Annotated in this window: 23 protein-coding genes and 2 pseudogenes; 9 read left to right on the forward strand and 16 right to left on the reverse strand. The window is 42.1% G+C overall.

Features of this window, described 5'->3' with window-relative positions; all coding sequences use genetic code 11:
• Window positions 1–115: 115 nt before the first annotated feature.
• Window positions 116–1,468, reverse strand: coding sequence for a bifunctional UDP-N-acetylglucosamine diphosphorylase/glucosamine-1-phosphate N-acetyltransferase GlmU (gene glmU, locus H6G40_RS05555; protein WP_190537394.1), 1,353 nt, complete (start codon window positions 1,466–1,468; stop codon window positions 116–118).
• A 191-nt stretch (window positions 1,469–1,659) separates the two neighbouring features.
• On the opposite strand from glmU, the gene H6G40_RS05560 reads away from it, so the two are divergent.
• From H6G40_RS05560 to H6G40_RS05575, 4 genes are all read left to right on the forward strand, one after another.
• Window positions 1,660–1,827, forward strand: a complete 168-nt coding sequence (locus tag H6G40_RS05560) for a hypothetical protein (protein ID WP_190537378.1) — start codon at window positions 1,660–1,662, stop codon at window positions 1,825–1,827.
• Window positions 1,828–1,919: 92 nt separating this feature from the next.
• On the forward strand, window positions 1,920–2,663 hold the full coding sequence (locus H6G40_RS05565; RefSeq protein ID WP_190537379.1) for a DUF561 domain-containing protein: 744 nt from the start codon (window positions 1,920–1,922) through the stop codon (window positions 2,661–2,663).
• A 311-nt stretch (window positions 2,664–2,974) separates the two neighbouring features.
• Window positions 2,975–4,234 (forward strand): dihydrolipoamide acetyltransferase family protein, encoded by a 1,260-nt coding sequence (locus H6G40_RS05570; RefSeq protein ID WP_190537381.1) that lies wholly within the window; start codon window positions 2,975–2,977, stop codon window positions 4,232–4,234.
• A gap of 264 nt (window positions 4,235–4,498) precedes the next feature.
• A complete protein-coding gene (locus H6G40_RS05575; protein WP_002777510.1) occupies window positions 4,499–5,446 on the forward strand; it encodes a PRC-barrel domain-containing protein in 948 nt (315 codons plus the stop codon).
• A gap of 147 nt (window positions 5,447–5,593) precedes the next feature.
• On the opposite strand, the gene H6G40_RS05580 is transcribed toward H6G40_RS05575, so the two are convergent.
• The 9 genes and pseudogenes from H6G40_RS05580 to H6G40_RS05615 all read right to left on the reverse strand — a co-directional run bounded on the left by H6G40_RS05580 (window position 5,594) and on the right by H6G40_RS05615 (window position 9,577).
• Window positions 5,594–5,821 (reverse strand): type II toxin-antitoxin system HicA family toxin, encoded by a 228-nt coding sequence (locus H6G40_RS05580; RefSeq protein ID WP_069475008.1) that lies wholly within the window; start codon window positions 5,819–5,821, stop codon window positions 5,594–5,596.
• Complete coding sequence (locus H6G40_RS05585) at window positions 5,814–6,023, reverse strand: type II toxin-antitoxin system HicB family antitoxin (RefSeq protein ID WP_002734849.1); 210 nt, start codon at window positions 6,021–6,023, stop codon at window positions 5,814–5,816. The genes H6G40_RS05580 and H6G40_RS05585 overlap by 8 nt, the downstream gene beginning before the upstream one ends.
• Before the next feature lie 216 nt (window positions 6,024–6,239).
• The gene (locus tag H6G40_RS05590; protein WP_069475007.1) at window positions 6,240–6,515 is read right to left on the reverse strand and encodes a hypothetical protein; all 276 of its coding nucleotides are present in this window, start codon (window positions 6,513–6,515) and stop codon (window positions 6,240–6,242) included.
• 251 nt (window positions 6,516–6,766) lie between these two features.
• The gene (locus tag H6G40_RS05595; RefSeq protein WP_069475006.1) at window positions 6,767–7,225 is read right to left on the reverse strand and encodes a hypothetical protein; all 459 of its coding nucleotides are present in this window, start codon (window positions 7,223–7,225) and stop codon (window positions 6,767–6,769) included.
• A 366-nt stretch (window positions 7,226–7,591) separates the two neighbouring features.
• Entirely contained in the window at window positions 7,592–8,020 is a 429-nt protein-coding gene (locus H6G40_RS05600) for a DUF29 domain-containing protein (protein ID WP_004160620.1), read from the reverse strand.
• Window positions 8,021–8,106: 86 nt separating this feature from the next.
• Window positions 8,107–8,250 (reverse strand): annotated as a pseudogene (locus H6G40_RS23890) (clan AA aspartic protease); the annotation flags it as partial.
• 4 nt (window positions 8,251–8,254) lie between these two features.
• Window positions 8,255–8,521: a hypothetical protein gene (locus tag H6G40_RS05605; protein WP_069475005.1), complete on the reverse strand. Its 267-nt coding sequence runs from the start codon at window positions 8,519–8,521 to the stop codon at window positions 8,255–8,257.
• Window positions 8,522–8,764: 243 nt separating this feature from the next.
• Window positions 8,765–9,124: a DUF2513 domain-containing protein gene (locus tag H6G40_RS05610; protein ID WP_002794465.1), complete on the reverse strand. Its 360-nt coding sequence runs from the start codon at window positions 9,122–9,124 to the stop codon at window positions 8,765–8,767.
• A gap of 48 nt (window positions 9,125–9,172) precedes the next feature.
• Window positions 9,173–9,577 (reverse strand): hypothetical protein, encoded by a 405-nt coding sequence (locus tag H6G40_RS05615; RefSeq protein ID WP_043995791.1) that lies wholly within the window; start codon window positions 9,575–9,577, stop codon window positions 9,173–9,175.
• Between the two features lie 514 nt (window positions 9,578–10,091).
• Between H6G40_RS05615 and H6G40_RS05620 the strand changes: the two genes are divergently transcribed.
• The 5 genes and pseudogenes from H6G40_RS05620 (at window position 10,092) to H6G40_RS05640 (ending at window position 15,444) form a co-directional block, all read left to right on the forward strand.
• Window positions 10,092–12,557 (forward strand): ATP-dependent Clp protease ATP-binding subunit, encoded by a 2,466-nt coding sequence (locus H6G40_RS05620; RefSeq protein WP_002777520.1) that lies wholly within the window; start codon window positions 10,092–10,094, stop codon window positions 12,555–12,557.
• A gap of 77 nt (window positions 12,558–12,634) precedes the next feature.
• Window positions 12,635–12,916: a hypothetical protein gene (locus tag H6G40_RS05625; protein WP_069475004.1), complete on the forward strand. Its 282-nt coding sequence runs from the start codon at window positions 12,635–12,637 to the stop codon at window positions 12,914–12,916.
• Between the two features lie 141 nt (window positions 12,917–13,057).
• Window positions 13,058–14,575, forward strand: coding sequence for a glycosyltransferase family 39 protein (locus H6G40_RS05630; protein ID WP_069475003.1), 1,518 nt, complete (start codon window positions 13,058–13,060; stop codon window positions 14,573–14,575).
• A gap of 17 nt (window positions 14,576–14,592) precedes the next feature.
• A pseudogene (locus H6G40_RS05635) lies at window positions 14,593–14,781 on the forward strand (hypothetical protein); the annotation flags it as partial.
• Between the two features lie 381 nt (window positions 14,782–15,162).
• Window positions 15,163–15,444, forward strand: coding sequence for a hypothetical protein (locus H6G40_RS05640; protein ID WP_002733870.1), 282 nt, complete (start codon window positions 15,163–15,165; stop codon window positions 15,442–15,444).
• On the opposite strand, the gene H6G40_RS05645 is transcribed toward H6G40_RS05640, so the two are convergent.
• The 6 genes from H6G40_RS05645 to H6G40_RS05670 all read right to left on the reverse strand — a co-directional run bounded on the left by H6G40_RS05645 (window position 15,441) and on the right by H6G40_RS05670 (window position 22,021).
• Window positions 15,441–16,979: a glycosyltransferase family 39 protein gene (locus H6G40_RS05645; RefSeq protein ID WP_002731671.1), complete on the reverse strand. Its 1,539-nt coding sequence runs from the start codon at window positions 16,977–16,979 to the stop codon at window positions 15,441–15,443. The two genes, H6G40_RS05640 and H6G40_RS05645, sit on opposite strands and share 4 nt — an antisense overlap.
• An 858-nt stretch (window positions 16,980–17,837) precedes the next feature.
• Window positions 17,838–18,248, reverse strand: coding sequence for a GtrA family protein (locus H6G40_RS05650; RefSeq protein WP_002735014.1), 411 nt, complete (start codon window positions 18,246–18,248; stop codon window positions 17,838–17,840).
• Between the two features lie 17 nt (window positions 18,249–18,265).
• Complete coding sequence (locus H6G40_RS05655) at window positions 18,266–19,231, reverse strand: glycosyltransferase (RefSeq protein ID WP_069475002.1); 966 nt, start codon at window positions 19,229–19,231, stop codon at window positions 18,266–18,268.
• Window positions 19,232–19,254: 23 nt separating this feature from the next.
• Window positions 19,255–19,887 (reverse strand): class I SAM-dependent methyltransferase, encoded by a 633-nt coding sequence (locus H6G40_RS05660; RefSeq protein ID WP_042790398.1) that lies wholly within the window; start codon window positions 19,885–19,887, stop codon window positions 19,255–19,257.
• 189 nt (window positions 19,888–20,076) lie between these two features.
• The gene (locus H6G40_RS05665; protein WP_080601593.1) at window positions 20,077–20,829 is read right to left on the reverse strand and encodes a class I SAM-dependent methyltransferase; all 753 of its coding nucleotides are present in this window, start codon (window positions 20,827–20,829) and stop codon (window positions 20,077–20,079) included.
• Window positions 20,830–20,848: 19 nt separating this feature from the next.
• Window positions 20,849–22,021, reverse strand: coding sequence for a glycosyltransferase family 2 protein (locus H6G40_RS05670; protein WP_123231139.1), 1,173 nt, complete (start codon window positions 22,019–22,021; stop codon window positions 20,849–20,851).
• Window positions 22,022–22,252 lie beyond the last annotated feature (231 nt).

Raw genomic sequence — 22,252 nt, forward strand, 5'->3', positions numbered from 1 at the left:
ATTTCATGCTTCATCACGCAAATTTAACGCCTTAGACACCATCAGTGAACAGTAAACAGTAAACAGTGAACTGATAACTGATAACTGATAACTGATAACTGATAACTGCCATAACCTACTGAAACTGATCTGACCAATTTTCGATCACACGCTGACTTTCGCGAGCAATAACTAAAGCGTTATCGGGGACATTTTTAGTGATAGTTGAACCAGCGGCCACGGTGACATTTTTTCCTAATTCTAGAGGAGCTACTAGAACACTATTTGCTCCAGTTTTTGTGCCACTGCCGATCATAGTTTGGTGTTTTTTCACCCCATCGTAATTAGCAGTAATTGTTCCCGCACCAACGTTCACTTTTTCCCCTAAAGTGGCATCTCCCAAATAGGATAAATGGGCAATATTGGTTTTATTGCCGATGTCACTTTTTTTAATTTCAACAAAATTACCGACTCGACAATTAGCACCAATTTTCGCTTCTCCGCGCAAATGAGCATAGGGACCGATGCGACAACCAGAATCCACCTGACTATCAGAAATAACCGAAAATAAGACCGTTACATCGCTGCCTATCCGACTATTTTCGATTAAACTCCCCGGACCTATACGACAACCGGAAGCGATTATCGTCTCACCGCGCAGATGGGTTTGGGGTTCGATAATCACATCGGGACTGAGGGTGACAGTATCCTCAATGGTGACACTATCGGGGTCAATTATGGTGACTCCAGCGGCCATCCAATCATCTTTGACTCTAGTTTGCAGGATATCATAGGCGGCGGCCAATTGTTTGCGATCATTAATGCCACTAATTTCTAAACAGTCCTCCACATCCACAGCCATGACGGGAGCGAGAAAATTGACCACATCTGTGAGATAATACTCACCTTGATCGTTATTGGGCGTTAAATTAGGGAGTATAGCAGCTAATTTTGACCAATTAAAGCAGTATATACCTCCATTAATCCGGTGGTTTTGTCGTTGGGCATCGGTACAGTCTCTTTCTTCGACAATCTGCTTAACGAGATTATTGCCATCACAAAAAACTCGACCGTAACCTTTCGGGTTAGGAAGGTTAGCAGTTAAGAGGGTGGCAGCGTTACCATGGTTTTTATGAATCTGGAGAAGATTTTGCAAGGTTTCGGGACGCAACAGGGGAACATCGCCATTTAAGACCAACAAATCCTCCTGAAAGTCCTCTAAATGGGGGATTAACTGCTGAATAGCATGGCCAGTGCCTAACTGTTCCTTTTGTTCAACAAATTCGATATCCGCAAGATGCTGTAGAGTATTTCGCACCTGTTGCCCTTGATAACCGATAATTACCAGTTTTCGCCGGGGATGTAAGGATTCGCTGACATTAAGCACCCGTTCCACTAGCGAGCGACTGCCGAGGGGATGTAAAACTTTTGGAAGGCTGGACTTCATTCGGGTTCCCTTACCCGCTGCTAAAATTGCTACCGCTACCATGGTCATGCTTGCCAATATCGTTCGCGACTGAGTATATCGCACTCCGATCCCCTTGGTTGCAAGAATTTTTCCCCTCTTTGATCCTGTGCCAGTTGAGAAACTACCATAAAAAGGTTTTCTTTAAGACATTGTTAAGGTACAATACACAAATTGAAACAATTGAACATAATTAGCACTCTATAGATACCGCTATGACAACTGTACTAACTAAGGAAGCCTCCGCCATGAAACAGATTCGCACCACCTACCAAGCTGACCAACAGGTTAAATACCTGCATTTAGAAGCGGAAATCGAGGTACTGCTACAACAACTGCAAAACCTCAAGCGCAAAAACCAAGAGAATCAACACCTAAATTAAAGAAAATTTCCCTAAGAATTCTCAGATCCCACCCTCTGATCGGCGAGAAGGTGGGAAAATGTTTTTTGAGAATTCCAGATAGGTGTAGATTAATGATCAATTTTGCCTTACAGCAAGCCTTCGCCCGTCGTCATGCCCTGAAAGTGATTAGTGGGTTAAATAATTTCGATCGCTCGCAGGTTCTCTCAGTAGTTAAAGCCGCTACAGCAGGAGGAGCAACTTTTGTCGATATTGCCGCTAATGCTGACCTAATTCGGGCGGTAAAAGCATTGACAAATTTACCCGTGTGTGTATCGGCCGTCGAGCCAGAATTGTTGATGATGGCAGTGGATGCAGGAGCAGATTTAATTGAGATCGGTAATTTCGATAGTTTTTATGCCCAAGGACGCATTTTTGAGGCGGCGGAAGTTTTAGCCCTAACCCGTCAAACTCGCGACTTACTGCCCGAAATTACCCTGTCTGTGACAGTTCCCCATCTGCTGCCCCTCGATGAACAGGTGAGACTAGCAGAAGCTCTAGTTAGTCAGGGTGCCGATATCATTCAAACCGAAGGCGGCACTAGCAGTCAACCCCGTCACGCCGGTATTTTGGGACTGATTGAAAAAGCTGCCCCGACTTTAGCGGCAGCCCACGCTATTTCCCATGCGGTTAAGGTTCCCGTCCTCTGCGCTTCCGGTTTATCCATTGTTACTGCGCCCATGGCGATCGCTGCTGGAGCGGCCGGTATCGGTGTTGGTTCGGCGATCAATCAATTGGATAATGAAGTGGCCATGGTGGCAGCCGTGCGCGGTTTAGTTGAATCTCTGCAAGCACAACCGGTCCATATTGGCAACTAGAACAATTTTTGTCTAGATACGACGGAGAAGGGGCTGTTTTCCCTTCTCTTTTTCCCTCTGTCACCAGTTATCAGTATTCGGGATTCAGGAGTCAGGAGTCAGGAGGCAGGAGTCAGAAGTTAGAAGTCAGAAGTTAGAAGTCAGGAGTCAGGATTCAGTAGATTATTTTATTTATTCTCCCCACACCCCACTCCCCACTCCCCACTCCCCACTTCCCACTCCCCACTTCCCCACTTCCCCACACCCCCAACCCCATCAACTGTGGTAAAATGCGCTATGGCTCAAAACATTAGAGATAGAAGCACTCCACCATGATTCGAGATATCTTCATGCCCGCGCTCAGTTCCACCATGACCGAAGGAAAAATAGTTTCTTGGGTGAAGTCCCCCGGGGAAAAAGTCAGCAAAGGGGAAACGGTGTTAGTGGTCGAATCCGACAAAGCCGACATGGACGTGGAATCGTTTTATGATGGCTATCTCGCTGTAATTTTAGTCGAAGCTGGCCAAGAAGCGCCCGTGGGGGAAGCGATCGCCTATATTGCTGAAACTGAAGAGGAAATTGAACTGGCCAAAGCTCAGGGAAAAACCGCCGCAGTCGCCCCTAGCAAGCCCCTAGAGACCCCAGAAATCGCTCCGCCTCCCGTTTCGATCCCCGTCGCCGCCGTTAAAGATAATGGCCGTTTAGTCGCCTCTCCCAGAGCCAAAAAACTGGCTAAAGAATTAAAGGTAGATCTGAAAACCCTAGTGGGTAGCGGCCCCCACGGACGAATTACCGCCGAAGACGTAGAAAAAGCGACAGGAAAAGTCAGCACCGCCCCCGCTCCCGTCATTACTCCCCCGCAACCCGTCAGCGTCCCTGTAGCGGCTCCTAAAGCCCCGATTCCAACCAGCTCCCCAGTCGGTCGGACTGTTCCCCTCACCACTCTGCAAAAAGCTGTCGCTCAGAATATGTCGGTTAGCCTACAGGTTCCCACCTTCCAAGTGGGCTACACTATCACCACCGACCCACTGGATCAACTCTATCAACAGCTAAAATCCAAGGGTGTCACCATGACGGCCCTGTTAGCAAAAGCGGTAGCCAACACCCTCGCTAAACATCCGATCGTTAATGCCAGCTATAGCGACGCAGGAATCCAATACCACGGGGCGATTAACGTGGCTGTAGCCGTAGCTATGCCCGATGGGGGCTTAATTACGCCGGTTTTGCGCTCTGCTAACCAGATGGATATCTATTCCCTCTCCCGCAGTTGGAAAGATTTAGTCGAACGCGCCCGCAGTAAACAACTGCAACCAGAAGAATATAATAGTGGTACTTTTACCATTTCTAATCTGGGAATGTTCGGAGTCGATCGCTTTACCGCTATCTTACCCCCCAACCAAGGCGCAATCCTGGCCGTGGGTGCTTCCCATCCCCAAATCGTCGTCAATAAAGATGGTTTATTCGGAGTGCAAAAACAGATGACGGTTAATCTCACCAGTGACCACCGAGTCATCTACGGGGCCGATGCGGCCTCCTTCCTGCAAGACTTAGCTAAACTGATCGAAACTGAGGTGCAGTCCTTAACTATGTAATCAAAATCTAGACAGCAGGAGCCAAGGGAGTTTCTCTCTAGCTCCTGTTTTGTTGTTACTAAAAAAATGTAAAGAATTAGCTAAAATGGGTTTAACCCTATCTATCACCCGAAACTATCGCCCAAACAAGGCCAAAAAAAGTGTTAATCTCAGGGAACTTTAAGATCTAAGCTAATATCGGTAAATTAACACTCAATTTCGCCCTATATATTAAGCCTACAATAATTCGTATTCCCACGTCCTAACGCCTACCCATAGGAAAAAATGATCACAGAGAATAGTCGCTTACGTTCAGAATTTTTAAATACACAGGTTATCACTCGCAATACAGGCAAAAAACTCGGCGTTGTTAAAGATATCCTTGTAGATATCGATCAACGAGAAGTATTTGCCCTGGGACTCCGCGACAATATCCTCTCCTTGTCGGGAATGCCTCAATATATGTATTTATCGAGCATCAGTCAGACAGGAGACGTGGTTCTCGTGGAAGATGATAACGTCTTGGAATCCGTCGATATCGATGCTTATACTCCCTTAATCGGTAGTGAAGTGATCACAGAAACCGGCGAACCTTTAGGCAAAGTCCGCGATTATCAATTTGATCCCCTCAGTGGTCAATTACATTCCATTATCATTGCTTCCCTGGGATTGCCTCTGATCCCCGAACAATTGATCAGTACCTACGAAATTTCTATCGAAGAAGTGGTTAGCAGCGGTCCGAATCGCTTAATCGTCTTTGAAGGGGCCGAGGAACGTCTTACCCAAGTTAGTGTGGGGGTTTTGGAACGTTTGGGTATTGGTCGTCCCCCCTGGGAAAGAGAAGAGGAAGAAGCTTACTATACCCCCGCTGCTCGTCCAGAAAATCAGTTAGGTACGGGTATTCCCCTCCGCACCCCCGTGGAGGCCGCTAAACCCGTTGAAGAACGCTGGAGTGAGGATGAATGGGAAAAAGAACCCCTGCGTGCCACTCCTCCACCGCAAAAACGGGCCGAGGCTCGTTATTATGAGGAAGAATACGAGGAAGAGGAAGATAACTGGGGAGAAGCTCGCTCAGAACGCGCAGAAAGCTTTTCTCGTCCTCAGTACGACGATTACGAAGATAAGGCCGAGGATGATATGTGGGATGATGACGTGGAACCAGATTACAATCCCCCCCGCATCAATATCACCGAGAAGAAAAAAGAGAGAATCCCCGAATACGAAGACGGTTAATCTTTGACAGTCCCCCTATCCATTAGTTACATATTTCTTAACATAAAATTTGACAAAAAAAGAAAAGTGTGCTATGTGGACTAAGGGGGTTCTCTGGGGGGACTAAATATTTTTGGTATCACTTCGAGTGCAGTGATTTGTCAGACTTTACAGATGTTCAATGAACTCTTCAACTGTGACTTGGGCTTGTTTCAGAATTCCACTTAATGTACCAACCTTCAATTCCTGATGTACAGGGACAACACAACCAATTTTGCCCTCTTCGGTTTCTTTCTTCATCACAACATGGCTACCTGTTTGACGAACTTGCTCGAAGCCTAAGCGTTCAAGACATCTAATTGCCTCCCCACTAGAGATTCGTGGCAGCTTAGGCATAACTAACTTCAATACTGGTCACAAATCTAGGGGATGTTTCTGGTAAGGTAAATTCCTCTAGGTAAAGCCGTGTGGCTTCTTTCAATCCAGCAATCGCCTGCTCAATTGTTTCTCCTTGATCTACTGTACCAACTTCTGGACATTCAGCAATGTACATATTATCTTCTTTGTACAAAATAACAGTAAAGATGCGATTTTTCATGGTGTCTTATCATCTCCGGCTTACTCTGAAAATCATAACATAACTGTTTCCTAATCGTTTGGTTAGAAAATAGTTATGTTTCCTGATCATTGACCCAACTCAAGCTTTTTGAAAAACTCTATAAGATATTAAGTTATTAGTAATTAATCCAATATTGTCCCACCTTCCTAGAATTGAGTGAGAAGATTGTGCAAAAACAAGCGTAGAGTTGATTAATCATTGAAATAAATTTGCCCCAATCAAACCGACTCGATGAACTGCTCGATGTCCGATTCTTACGAACCAAATTTGAGCATCGGTCAATCGGGCTAAAAGTTGACCGGAAGCTGTGAGGCTGTCTTTTGCTACTTCAAAAGCCCCTGTTTCAATATCTATGGCTACAATCTTCCCATGATTGCCTTCCTCGACTTGGGGGCGCACCTGAGATTGATAAATCTCATTACCACGTCGGGCGAATTCTTCTTTGCTGTAGCGGAGTTGATTAACTGTCATTGTCCTGACCCCGTTGCAACTTTTGCCCCTCTATTTTAACCTAAACATTGGCAATCTTCGCTAACATTTCTCAACTAAGCCCACAAGAGCGGCATCGCATTTAAGACTCACAGTTTCAATCAATGTGCATGGTGCGTTCCCCAAAATCGATCGCTGGAGCGCCAGAAGTTGTCTTAGGGAACTCACCCTACCAGATTGCGATCGCACTGGTCGCATTTTTAAATTCACTCCTTAAAATATCCTTCGGTCATTTATTGAGGATAATACATGGGGCAGGGGCCTGGGCAATTAAATTTTATGTCGTGACTAGGAAAAGCGTAACCGACTAACTCATATCCATTAGCTGATTGTATCCATCGAATAGTAATCAGAGCCTTAGTGTCAACATTTTCTACATAAATCATATCTCCAAAAGGAGAGCCACCACCTGTTGTTCTAATGTTAATTTCCCGTATATTTAGGTTATTCTCTTTAGCAAGATCAATTTCTCCATTCTGAATTTTTTGGTGTACTGCATTAACAACATTTTGCACCATCTCTGGAATCGGTGCCAAATTTTTTGATTTATTTTTATCAGATGGGATCTGAGCAGGAGTAGAAGAACTACCAGGCAAGTTAGAGTCGTTTGTGTTGTTCGATTTCTCGGAACAGCCTACTAACAACAATAAACTAATCGCCATTAACTGTGAAACCTTGATGAACATAATCATCGTTGGATTACCTCCAAAATTCTGCCTAACTACACATTATAGGTCAACTTTTTGGATAACACTCTCCAGAGCAAAGATATGGGTCAACTTTCTGTATGTCACCCGGTCTTACAACATATATACTCATTTGTCAATAGGTAGTAATATTTAATCTGCTTATACTTCGAGTTTTGGTCTGAAAATGGGCGATCAATCCCACATTCCGCACCCTCAACTGTCACATAATACTAAATCCGTTGAGTAACGCACAGAAAACGGGTTTCTCGGAGAAACCCGTTTTCTGCTCATGCAAAAGGCAAAAAGGGAGAATAAATAATCAGTCTTTAATAACCAGATTTAGGATTATTTAACCTTCAATCCGGGCTATCACTGGGGCCACCAATCTTCGATCACCTGCGCGATAGTATAGGGACAAAACTCGGGAAAAATGCTGAGGACTAAACCTGTTTGTCTGGCGGCTTCTCGACGCGCTCTGGTGTATTCCTTATCCAAAATTTGCGCGGGATAACCGCGTAAACTGGGACTATCCTCTAATTTGCGACGAATTTGCGATCGCCCATCATTGATGGAATCCAGCCAACTATCGGAGTGCCGTTGGGGTTGATATTGCCACTTGAGCAGATGAAGCAAAATTCGCTCCATTTGAGAACCAATCGCACTGCGTTCACTTTTCCCCAAATCCTCGATTTCCTCGATTAAATGCTCCCAGTCAATGGCATCCCAGCGTTGTTCCCGCAAAAGTTGAGCCGTATCCCGGGCCCAGAGAATTAAATCGCAATTGTAGGTGGTTGGCATAACCGGTTCCCTGTTTTTCAAGCTTTTCGGGTGGGATTGTGGGGTTAATTCTGTTAGGTTAACGATCCGGCGTTTTCTTAATGATAACTGATTACTGTCAGAGGTAAGGTCAAAAAGCCTGTGAACCCTGTATCAATAACAGCATCAATTACCTGCCTCTGTTTACTCTCATTGCTTACGACTAACCGAAGCGTTGCCTCGCAGTTTTGATCAACAATTCCGTTCATCATAAAGTTAAAGCAGACGACCTACGCCAAAGCGGTGAACGCCTTTATGTCCAATTCGGACACGCCAGATTTGAGCATCAGGGTTTCGTTCAAGCAATCGATTAGAAGCAGTTATTGTGTCATTGGCAAGCTCAAAATCACCTGTTTCGATATCTATGGCTACAATCTTCCCATGATTGCCTTCCTCGACTTGGGGGCGCACCTGAGATTGATAAATCTCATTACCACGTCGGGCGAATTCTTCTTTGCTGTAGCGGAGTTGATTAACTGTCATTGTCCTGACCCCGTTGCAACTTTTGCCCTTCTATTTTAACCTAAACATTGGCAATCTTCGCTAACATTCCCCAACTGGGTCCACAAGAGCGGCATCGCACTTAGACTCACAGTTTCAATCAATGAGCATGGTGCGTTCCCCAAAATCGATCGCTGGAGCGGTAGGACTTGCATTAGGGAACGCACCCTACAAGATTCCTACACAAATAGTAGCGTATGCCGCCGTTCCGCGTGCAAGCGCTTGTTAGACAAATGAATGAAACAAAATTTTCACGGCTTCTCCTAATGAAATCTTAACGATATCCATAGATAATGATAGCCCTTTCTCTTTTACCAATGATTTTGCTTTATTCCATACAGTATCACTCCGTGCTTTATCTAAGAATTCATGCCCTTCCCATGTAATACGATTAATAATCACTAAATCTGGAATATCTGTTTTATGAGTGCTTGGATAATGGACATTTCCGTGTAATAAACCTGCTTCAATTAATAAGGCTTTGTGATAATTGACCTCATTACCTGAATAAGACGACAAATCAACCTCTATCTCTTTTTCAAGATCGAGGAGTATTAAGCGAATCAAGTCTATATTTCTTCGCATAAACTTACCTTACTATTCATAAAAAAGAAAACACTACATTTAAATTCATCAGTTTGTTTTGACTTTGATATAGGTATAAGTAGGGTTATCAAACTGCTGAACTGACGAATAGGAACCGGAAGTATCAACTTGGGAAGGAGGAAGATTGACAGTTATCCAATCGGCTTTCCCCTCCATAAATACGATTTCAATTTCGCCATTTTTATAAATCCGTTTTTCACATGGGCAAGGGGTACGACTTGGATTTACTGTTTCTGTTGAGGTCGGTGAACCAAGAACTTTCGCAACTACATCAGGTGTATTTCCTGCAATGTCGCTGATTTTAATAGCTGGTAATGCTTGGCTAGAAGATATGGGAACTGAAGGAGATGACTGCTCTACAACGTCAGGGGTAGAGTTACCACATCCAGTCAAAAGAATTAAAGAAACAAACGTTAAAAGTCTAAACTTCATGAATAGCTTCTCTATGGTATTACCAAGCCTAGCATTAAGATTTCGCTGGTTGATATTAGGTCTAACTACATATTATACGAAAACTTTCTGCATAACACTCTCCAGAGCAAAGATATGGGTCAACTTTCTGTATATCACCCGTCCTCATACAACATATATACTAATTTGTCAATAGGTAGTAATATTTAATCTGCTTATACTTCGAGTTTTGGTCTGAAAATGGGCGATCAATAGTCAAGCGATCGAGGGATGGGGACGACCACGAGCCTAGGGGATTATGCAACGGTGAACAACTTATCGGCAGGTTTCCGGGGGGCTAAAACCATAATCCGGGAGATTCCGGGCATCTCCGCAAGTCAGCTAAGAGCCATTGACCCCAGAAAAAATCTTCAGAGCTACAACCACTATAACTAATAGCCGCTCCCCAATAACTGATCACTGAGAGACAGCTAAACTAAAAAGCCGTGCTAAAATCAGCATATCTAGGGTCGCTTGTGTAGGTGATGGATAGGCTATGTTTGAAAGATTTACGGAAAAAGCCATTAAAGTAATCATGCTCGCCCAAGAAGAAGCCCGCCGCCTCGGCCATAACTTCGTGGGAACAGAGCAGATTTTACTAGGACTAATTGGAGAGGGAACGGGAGTTGCCGCCAAAGTCCTCAAGTCCATGGGTGTCAATCTCAAAGATGCGCGCGTGGAGGTGGAGAAAATCATCGGTCGCGGTTCCGGATTCGTAGCCGTGGAAATTCCCTTCACCCCCAGAGCCAAACGAGTTTTAGAACTCTCCCTCGAAGAAGCCCGTCAACTGGGCCATAACTATATTGGCACAGAACACCTCCTTTTAGGACTAATTCGCGAAGGGGAAGGTGTGGCCGCTAGGGTTCTGGAAAATCTCGGCGTGGATCTATCGAAAGTTCGCACCCAGGTGATCAGAATGTTAGGGGAAACCGCCGAAGTGGCCGCAGGTTCATCTTCCCAAGGTCGCACTAAAACCCCCACTCTTGACGAATTCGGTTCCAATCTCACCCAAATGGCCAGCGAGGGTAAACTCGATCCCGTGGTCGGCCGGCAAAAGGAAATCGAGCGCGTCATCCAAATTCTCGGTCGTCGTACCAAAAATAACCCAGTCCTAATCGGGGAACCGGGGGTAGGTAAAACAGCGATCGCAGAAGGATTGGCCCAACGCATTGCTAACAAGGATATTCCCGACATTCTCGAAGAAAAACGGGTTGTCACCCTCGATATCGGCTTGTTAGTGGCGGGAACCAAGTATCGCGGCGAATTTGAGGAACGCCTCAAAAAAATCATGGACGAAATTCGCCAAGCGGGTAACGTCGTCCTTGTTATCGATGAAGTTCATACTCTCATCGGTGCCGGGGCAGCCGAAGGGGCGATCGATGCGGCCAATATTCTCAAACCAGCTTTGGCCCGGGGAGAACTGCAATGTATCGGGGCGACGACCTTGGATGAGTACCGCAAACATATCGAACGGGATGCGGCTCTAGAAAGACGTTTTCAACCGGTTATGGTCGGTGAACCCTCCGTAGAAGAAACGATCGAAATTCTCTACGGTCTCCGGGAACGCTACGAACAGCACCACAAACTAAAAATCTTAGATGAGGCCCTGGAAGCGGCGGCGAAATTGTCCGATCGCTACATTAGCGATCGCTTTTTACCGGACAAGGCGATCGATTTAATCGATGAAGCTGGTTCGAGAGTGCGCTTGATTAATTCCCAATTGCCCCCAGCAGCCAAGGAATTAGATAAAGAACTGCGGCAAATTCTCAAACAAAAAGATGACGCAGTGCGCGGTCAAGACTTCGAGAAAGCGGGAGAATTGCGCGATCGGGAAATGGAAATCAAAACCCAGATCCGGAATCTCGCTTCCACCAAAAAAGGCGAAGATGGCAACGATGAACCCTTTGTGGATGCCGAGGAAATCGCCCACATCGTCGCTTCTTGGACTGGGGTTCCCGTCAATAAACTGACCGAAACCGAATCCGAGAAACTGCTGCACATGGAAGATACCCTACATCAGCGTCTCATCGGTCAAGAGGACGCGGTTAAAGCGGTGTCCCGCGCCATTCGTCGCGCTCGCGTCGGTCTGAAAAATCCCAACCGTCCCATTGCTTCCTTTATCTTCTCCGGTCCAACGGGGGTAGGTAAAACCGAGTTAACTAAAGCTCTGGCCGCTTATTTCTTTGGTTCCGAAGATGCGATGATCCGTCTCGATATGTCGGAATACATGGAACGGCACACGGTTTCTAAGTTAATCGGTTCACCTCCGGGTTATGTTGGTTACAACGAAGGGGGACAATTAACGGAAGCGGTGCGTCGTCGTCCTTATACGGTGGTGCTATTCGACGAAATCGAAAAAGCTCACCCCGATGTCTTCAATATGCTTCTGCAAATCCTTGAAGATGGACGTTTGACCGATGCCAAAGGTCGCACGGTGGACTTTAAAAATACCCTGTTGATTATGACCTCGAACATCGGTTCTAAGGTGATCGAGAAGGGTGGCGGTGGTTTAGGTTTCGAGTTTGCCGATAATCAAGCCGAAGCCCAGTATAATCGCATTCGATCGCTGGTTAATGAGGAATTAAAACAATATTTCCGTCCGGAATTCCTCAACCGTCTCGATGAGATTATTGTCTTCCGTCAACTGAATAAGGAAGAGGTCAAGGAAATCGCCGAAATCCTGCTCAAGGATGTGTTTAAACGTCTGACAGAACAAAATATTACTTTGTCTGTCACCGATAAGTTTAAAGAACGCTTGATCGAGGAGGGTTATAATCCAGCCTACGGCGCTCGTCCCTTACGTCGTGCGATTATGCGTCTGTTGGAAGATGTTCTGGCTGAGGAAATTCTCTCCGGACGGGTTTCTGGTGGGGATACGGCCATGGTCGATATCGATGAGGAAGGTAAGGTGAAAGTAATTTCGGGGGAAAGACGTGAGTTAATCGCTCCCGTGATTGAATAAATTCTTACTGGAATTAGTTAAATAAAAGGTGGGCTTTTTGCTCACCTTTTCTCGTAAAAATAGGGGAAAAAAGTGCGATGAAAGTTTGGTTTGTGGGTTGTGTTTTCTTATTTTTGTTGGTGGAATTTTATCAGTGGGCCAAGGGGTTTATTTTGCCTTTACCTCTCTATATTTTTGCTGGAGCTTTATTATCGATCGCTTCTAATTATTCTCAAGATATGAGCAATTTATTTGCTAGAAATGAACAGGTTTATCAAACTGCCAGTTTAACTGATATTCCTGACATTTTGACGGCAGAAACCGCAATTACCAGCCTAGAAGCGGCAGCATTAGAGGATAGTAAAAAGCGGGATCGCTGAATCAAGACATGAATACTAAATTGTTCCTCCTATCTACAAGTTACCTTAGTGCTAGGTTTTAAAAATTGCCTAGAGGGAAATTGATACTTAAAATCAGCAACGCCCTATAACTTTTCAAACAGCTTCTAAAAATAGATGGTCATGAAAACAGTCATAAAATTAGCTCTTATTGCCCTACTCTGGATAACAATAATCAATCCTGCCAACTTACCTCCAGATACCGATGCTAGGCTAAGAATGGCCCATGCCCTGTGGACGGGAACTGAAGAAGTTTCTTTACCCCCAAATTATCGTCCTTCCTCTCGATTAGACCATGTTGGTGTTTTAGGAGTAGATGGAAAACGATATGAAGCTTATGATATAGGACAATCCTTATTAATGTTGCCCGCAGATTGGATTGGCACCCAACTTTCTAAAGTTTTTCCTAGTATTAAGCCTTATTTATTAAGAGAATTTGCGGTTAGTTTTCTTGTAGTTATCCCTCTAAATGTATTAGTTGTTATCTCCTGTTATTGGTTACTTAGACTATTTGATTTTCAGGAGAAAATTGCGGCATCTGCCAGCTTGATTTGGTTGCTAGGTACTACCGTTCTCCACTATGCACAAACTTTTCAACAAAATAATCCAGTCCTACTTTGTGTGATTTTAGGTTATGCTTGTGCTTTGGCTTATATTAAAACTAACAAAGTACCTTATGTTTTTTTGAGTGGATTGGCAATCGGAGCGGCTATTATAATTCGCTCGACAACTATCATTTATGCTCTCACGGTTTTTGGTTTTCTAATTAGCTGTCTAATTTATAAAAATTTCAAGCTGAATCAAATCTTTAAAACAGTCATACTCTGGAACGTCGGCTTATTTCCCTTCTTTTTTGTGAGTAGATTATTTAATTACTTACGCTTTGGGGATTTTTGGACAACGGCAGCATCCTTGAGCATTGAGCAAATACGCAATGGAGCAATCTTTTCAGGGTTGCCAGAATTGCCCCCTAATTATCCTTTCATACACCCTCCCTACGTTGGTATTCTCGGCGTTCTCTTCTCACCAGCTAAAAGTATATTTATTTACGACCCCTTTCTTTTACCATGTTTAGTATTGGGGATTATTTTATTTAACAAATTAACACCTTATATAAGAATATATTTTATTTCCTCAATTTTCGCACTTGTCTTTCATATTATATTAACCAGTACAATGGATTTCTGGCATGGAGATGGTTCTTGGGCTGCTCGTTATCACGTTACCTCTGTTCAACTACTGCTTCTCCCATTAATAGCTTTGCTAATCTTAGAGATGTTATCAGTTAATCGGCTCAAACGATGGTTAATTAGCGGTTTGGTTGTTCTTTCCATTTTGGTTCAATTTACTTCTCTTGTCTTTGACCCTAGTGTAAATAGTGGTGTGGTCATCTTTGCAGAACCAAAAAGTTTTTTGAGGTTTCGTTTAGCTGAACGTATCGACAGTGTTAGTTGCTTCATTGGTCTTTCTCGATCCCAAAGTTGCTTAACTGAGGAAAAGTACAGTAAGTCCGCTCTCGCCAGTAGGGTGTATTTCTGGCCCCTTAAATCCAACAAAGCGCAAGGATTGCTCTGGAAAATTTGGGGACTCCTCTTGATCACAACCTTGATCAGCACTCTACTTTTCCTAGTGATTGGGTAGTAGTGATGGAAACTTAATACCTTGCTTGTCCCTTACGTCGTGCGATTATGCGTCTGTTGGAAGATGTTCTGGCTGAGGAAATTCTCTCCGGACGGGTTTCTGATGGGGATACGGCCATGGTCGATATCGATGAGGAAGGTAATACCATTTCTCTAAATGAAAACTACACATCGAATTTAAATCCCCCTTTAAGTTCCCCTTTTTAAGGGGGATTTAGGGGGATTAAACTGGGAGCATCCCAATTATGTAATGAGTATAAATGCTCAGAAGGGTAAGAAGGCTTTTGTAGTAACGATTCTGGTTCCAATCACACAATTTAGAGAACCGTTGAAAATCTATGAACTCCCGAAAAGGCTTGCCATATAAGTATTTCGCATCTAAGTACAATTGCTTATTGCAAAAGTGGGATGCTCCCGATTAAACTTCTGTAGTCAGACTTTGGAGAATTGGTATAAGGTGAAAGTAATTTCCAGTGAAAGACGTGAGTTAATCGCTCCCGTGATTGAATAAATTCTTACTGGAATTAGTTAAATAAAAGGTGGGCTTCTTGCTCACCTTTTCTCGTAAAAATAGGGGAAAAAAGTGCGATGAAAGTTTGGGTTGTGGGTTGTGTTTTGTTATTTTTGTTGGTGGAATTTTATCAGTGGGCCAAGGGGTTTATTTTGCCTTTACCTATCTATATTTTTGCTGGAGCTTTATTATCGATCGCTTCTAATTATTCTCAAGATATGAGCAATTTATTTACTAGAAATGAACAGGTTTATCAAACTGCCAGTTTAACTGATATTCCTGACATTTTGACGGCAGAAACCGCAATTGCCAGCCTAGAAGCGGCAGCATCGGAGGATGGTAAAAAGCTATCAAATTAGGCGGTTTTGTAGAATTGCCATGTCATAACTAGGGTAAAAATTACTAAAACTAGCCAAGGAACTAAAATTAAATTGCGTTTATCAGTAAAGAAAAAGGGAAATAAATCGACTCTTTGAATTAATGGTGTAGCTTTAGGAGAATTTGAGCTCTCTATACACCAAGAGGAGGTGAGTAAACAAGTAATGTTACGAAAACGACTACCTAGTCGAAATTCTTGATGGGTTTTGGGAGGAGCAAAGAAAATCATACCTAGATTACTGACTTCTGTATTAGAAGATAAACTAACGGAGGCTATTTGAATAATAAAAGCAATAATAAGGGCCGTAATAATTAACCAACGTCTCCAATGAAAATTGGATAACAAATACTGAATTAAGAGAGCGATTAGGGGAATCAATAATAGATGAATAGAAGTGACTTGGTAGCGCGCTCCCCATGCAGAGTCTCCATGCCAAAAATCAAAACGGCTAGTAGCTAAGGTAAAGAGAATAAGATTCAATAAAGCTGTCAATATATAGCCACGAAGATAGGGAGATAATGTTTTCCATACATAAACTGTCAACATTAAACAAGGTAGAAGCAGTGGATCGTATATGAAAATGCTTTTAGCTGGAGAAAATAATACTCCTAATATTCCGACCGAAGGGTGATTAATCATTGGATAATTATCTGGCAGTTTTGGTAAACCCTCCAAAAAAGGATCGGTATTTATAGTATCAATATCTATTACCCTCAACGTCCAAAATTTTCCAAATCTTTGGAAGTTAAAATATTGGTTGATTAACATAACAGGAATAGCACCTAATATCGAAATAGCAAGAGACTGTAATATAGTCAGCCAACTTTTTCTTTTATATAGTAAAATACCAAACAAAAATAATAGAGTAGTTGCTATATGAATAATACTGGTGGTTCTAACTAAAAAAGCACAGCCCAAAGCAACTCCACTTAAATAAATATTGATAATCTTGTTATTTTTTAGATAATTAAAGATAGCAATATAAGCCAAAATAACAAATAATAAAACTTGATTATTTTGTTGATTATTTTGAGCATAATTTAAAACCGTGGTAGTGAGCAACCAAGTCAGGCTAGAAATTGTAGCTATTTTTTCGCTAAATTCTAGCTTAATCAACAAATAGTAAGCTGAAATCACCACTGCTATGTTAATGGGGAGAAAAATTAACCAGTTAACAACAAATCTTCGGCTCAACTCTTCGGGAATTCTGGGAATAAGTTGATGTATCGTAGTTCCTAGCCAATCCCCCGGTAACATTAATAAAGATTGACCTACTTCATAGGTATAATAACGTTTACCATCTCTACCTATAATTCCAATTTTATTGTCCATACGAGTGAGAGGCTTATGGTTAGTATCTAGTTGAACTTCAGGCTCTCCCGTCCAGATAGTATGGGTTATACTTAAGCGGACTAAAGTATCTGCACGCATGATGAGACCAGTGTTAATCACCGCCAGCCATAAAAATGTTATTAAACTAATTTTTATGATGTTTCTTTTTGATAAGTTGTTCATTTTTTATCTACTCCTGTAAAACCATATTGAGGCAGTTGATGTCCTGATAATGTATTTAATCCTTCTCCATACTAACCTAAGTTCGGGATAAGCCGAAACCCTAATTTTATCCTAGCCAGTCAGCCCTATTCTTTCCTGGAATTCAACGACACTACAGCGTGCGTCATCCTGAATGCTGTACTCGCTACCGAAAGCGATTTGTAAGAATAAGATACTGTACAAAATGGAGAATACGATGCTGAGACTGAACCAGAAGGTTCTGGAAAGCATCAATTCTCTTAGAGGAGTGAGTTCTAAAAAATACGGCTCTTCCGGTTTCTGTGTGGAAACGAAGCCTATACTGATAGTTTCTTCGGCAAAATAGTCGTAAAAGTCTTTCTCCGTCAACATTTCACGATTCCATAAGCAAAAATTATCACACAAAGTCGAGAAGAGCCAAAATACGAGTTCTTTGTCTGCATAAATACCTTATTAAAGGTAAAATACTTGTACGTTTTATACAAGTATTTTACCTTTAATATGGATACCCGAAGAGCTAGGATGATTGTCGATTTCTTGCTATTTTTAATTTGCCATTAGGATCTAGCCTAAATAATCTTTTAGATGCCCTAGAATTTCACTATTTCTAATCATAAAAAATTTCATGGCAATTATAAATAGTAAAGTCAAGAGAAAGTATTATTTCTTGCCATCTATAAGCTTTAGAACCATATTAACTGTTACTTTATTAGATAAAAGATTGAGGACTAGAGTGATTGTTATTGATGCTTGACATTTGCTTAGTTGATAGGTTGATCAGGAAAAATGGTAATGAATTATCTGGGAATTTTGATTGCAAAAAAAATTCAATAAAGACCACTATTTTCGATTAAAAGTCCATTTTTTATGGGCAATAAAATTATAAATAGTCATTAGTATAGTAAGGATTATGTAAGCGGACAAGTACCATACTTTCAACAAATCAACCAAGAAATACATAGCGATAGCGACCGCAAAAGAACTAGAAAGCATGATCCCATGATACTTGATTAATTCTCCCAAAATACTTCCAATTTTTATTCGTCCTGTAAATGTATATTTTCGATTCAGATAGAATCCCAATGTATTTACATAGAACATTTGCACGAAAATCGAGAGAACGTAATGCAATTTTAGGTAATTGGTTAAAAGGTATAGAATTAGTATATTTTGGAATGAACAAAAGACACCCACAAGGCAAAACCTAAAAAATGAGCTTCTGAATAAACGATTAACCGCAATAAATTTCATGTTAAACCTAATCGTTACTAAATTATATTAGCTTTTAGTCTAGCAATTATGCGCTCATGGATGCGCGAATATCGTAAGTATTTGTAAACTCCTAAAAAACCAAGCGAAAAACTCGATAGGAGTAACTTAATTAACTCTAATCGAGAACCTTTACCATGCGCCATCCTCGCTAAAATAGTATTCACTTGTATTGAGAATTCAGCAAGTGATCGAATTCTTTTTTTTCTGTAAGCTGACACGTCCCATCTATCTAGACAGTCGTGAGCAACCACATTCAATTGATTATAAAACTCTCCAGTTTTGGAGCTTCTGACAACGGTTTGAGAGCTTGAATGAATGCGGAATGCACTCAATGGATAAGGATAATAAATGATTTTTTCATCTCGTTTATGAAAAGCGATTTTTAACCAGAGATCCCAGTCGGCTGTATACCAAAGTTTTTCGTTCATTCCCCCCACCTGTAAAGCAATTTCTCTTTTAAAAATTGGAGCAGGAATGGAGATAAAATTTTGAATCAACAGGCTCTCGATTAAAATATCTCTATCAACATATTTTGGAAAAGCTGGTAAAGGACAAGTCCATAAACCTAACTTTTTCCCTCGGTCATTGATAAAGATTGAAGGGTGTAAAAGTAAGTCGGTATCTGGATAATTATTAAGGATTTCCTTGATTATTTTTAAACGATTGTTCAACCATAAGTCGTCTTGATGTAATAAACATACATAGTCTCCCGAAGCATTCTGTAAAGCGAAGTTAGTGTTAGCAACCCAATTGCCTATCCTTTTACGCTCGAAAAGCTTGATAGGAATTTTATCCTCGTAATTTTTGATAATAGATAAAGTTCGATCAGTAGAGCCATCATCAATGATAATATACTCGACGTTTCTCTCATTTTGTTCAAGGATTGAATTAAGAGTATCCTTTAGATACTGATCTCCATTATAAGTGGGAATTAATACGGACAACCAAGGATGAGCATTCATAAAAACTTTTTGAAATAACAGTATTATGAAGAAATTTTAATCAGAAAAACAATATTGTTTTTCCAAGGACGAACGGTAGACTCAAGGATAATCGATTGTTTACCAAAGAGTTTATATATCATATCTCGAAATTGTTCGGTCGTTTTATGCTTGACCTTATCACCAGTAATATACAGATCCAATAGATAGCATAAATAATGGATCGGTGAATTATTTTTACGCCAATCCTTGAGAACAATATATCCGTTAGGTTTTAAGGATTTACCAGCGTAAGTTAAGAATTCTTCATGCATTGACCAAGGAACATGGTGCATAACATCACTAATGACGACTAAATCGACACTTTGGGGGGTTTCTGCAACGAATTCTTGAATTGATTTTTGTTCAAACCGAACATGATCGAGATTTCCTTGAAACATCCGTCCTACCCTAGGAGTAATATCGATTCCTATAATATGTGAACTAGGATAGGCACTCGCTAAAAGTTCAGTTAAAGCACCTTCCCCACAGCCTAACTCTAGAATTATCTCAGGATTAACCCATTTATGGATTTGATGAGTTAAATCAGCTTGATTAATAAAAATGTTTCGATAAATATCAGAAATTGGTCTTTCCCAAGGACCTAACAAGCTCCGAACAAAAGTTCCTATCGGCATAAAAATTAGTTAACCCCCTATAAATTTACCTTCGGCTGTTTTCATCTTTGTTTTAGTCCCAAAACACTTAAAAAGAAACTGGAAAAAAATCACCTGTGCTACCAAGGCTAAAGCGGGTACGGAAGGAATGACAATTCTCATGGTCACGGACGTATCTAAGGCTCCATAAAACTGAGTGACGAACCATCTTTAGGGTTTTTGAGCGACAGTAATCAGTTGAAGTCCTCGAGAAGAAACCAGAAAATCATCTACCCTAAATACAAACTGCAAAAATCGAGAGGTAATCTTACTCACAAATGTTACCTTCGTTTTCATTACCTTTTCTGGACCGAGAGCAGAAACCATCTGATAATAGATTAACCCTAAAAAAGTCCCCCATCCATAATTCTTTTTGACAGAAAATCCACTATTAGTTACTAAAGAGGCGAACTCTTTCATTCCAAAACGCCGATAATGACCCGCAACCTCATCCTGTCTAGACCAATAACGCATATTACAAGGTACGGTCAGAAGGGCGATACCTCCTGGTTTTAATAAAGAGAAAATAATGTTGAGAGCTGCTTCAGGTTCGGGAAGATGCTCGATGACTTCACTACAGATCACTAGATCATAAGAACAGCGAGGCAATCTTTCAGCAACTTCGTACAAATCTCCTACCTGAATGACATTGCGAATTTCCGGATGGGCGGATTTCTTTCCTTCCTCGGAATATTCTATTCCTGACAAGGTAGCTTTTGGATATTTATTTTTAAGTAGGCTTAAAAATGCTCCACGGCCACAACCAAGATCGAGAATACTACAATCTTCCATAGAAAATTTAGGTAGCTCGCGTAGCATTAAACGATAGCGATTATGGGTAAGAGGTCCTATATCTTGTAGGTTTTGCCATTGCTGCGACCAAAGATGGTCGTACATTTCCAAGTCATACTCACTGTTATTCATAGTTTAAATGTAAATAGAATTACTTCCGTTTTAGTCCCAAAACACTTAAAAAGAAACTGGAAAAAATCACCTGTACTCCCAACCCTAGAGCGGTTACGGAAGGAATGACAATCCGCATGGTCACGGCTGGATCTAAAGCCCCATAAAGTTGTGCATTCCAAGTATATAAAGCATACACCGAACCGCCTATACCTACTAAAAATAAAATTACGCCAATGATCAATCCCACCTCCAGATTAATATAACGTAAAAATCGTCTTAATTTTCGGTCTTCTGGTAATAAACCTTCGCTGATAGCAAAAGCTTTTGTAAAGATGGCAAAACTGACGATTTGAAAGCCAATAATCAAAGCTGTGGCTGAATAGAGAAGGGTGTGAACTCTGGGTTGGGTCATAAACCAAATCGTCGCCACAAATCCCAGAAACATTAAAGCCAGTCCGGGGTAGAGAAACAACCAGCGAGGACTATACATTAAGAGGAATCGGAGATGTCGCCAGCCATCGCGCCAAGTTTTTAGGTGGGGGGGACGACTGCGACCGTCAGGGGATAAAGTGGTTGGTACTTCGGTAATTTTCAGACCGTAGAGGGATGCTTTCACCACCATCTCGCTGGCGAATTCCATGCCAGTGGTGCGTAGGTTCAATTGTTCGATCGCCTGTTTACTAAACCCGCGCAATCCACAGTGAAAATCACCACAGGGGCTGCCAAAAAATAACCGTCCTAACCAAGTCAAGACAGGATTGCCCAGATGCTTATGCAATACTGGCATCGCCCCTGGTTTAATTCCCCCCTGAAAACGATTGCCCATCACCAAATCGTAACCCTGTCGCAATTTTTCTAGGAAAGGCGAAAGATTAGTAAAGTCATAGCTATCATCGGCATCCCCGATAATAATGTATTGACCTTTGGCGGCGGCGATCCCCCCCCGCAGGGCGCTACCATAACCCCTTTCTGGGATGGGAACCACCCGCGCCCCTGAATTAGTGGCAATTTCTTGGGAACCATCGCTACTGCCATTATCGGCGATTAGCACCTCCCCCGCAATTTTGTGTCGTTCCAGATAATCTCGCGCTTTGCCGATACAGGTGGCCAGGGTTTCCGCCTCGTTGAGACAGGGCATGATGATCGATAATTCTAGAGTAGGTATCTGCTCATTGGCGACGGCATCTGCCATGACCTGATTTTCTAGCATAACAATCGCGGTGGAGTCGTTTTGCCCAAGAGTATAACAGGATTATTGACGTTTGTAACAACAAATTTTTGATTGCTCAATAGTGCTGCCTTAATTGATTGGCTTGTCTTTGTCCCCAATAACCTATAATAAGTGGGCTGTTCATTATCTAGATTTCCGAAGCTATCTTAAGCTAGACAGGACCTTCAGCATCCCAACAACGGGGTTTAGATTACGAACAGCTTAGGGCAA

It is taken from the genome of Microcystis viridis FACHB-1342, assembly GCF_014698335.1.
GTDB lineage: Bacteria > Cyanobacteriota > Cyanobacteriia > Cyanobacteriales > Microcystaceae > Microcystis > Microcystis ichthyoblabe_A.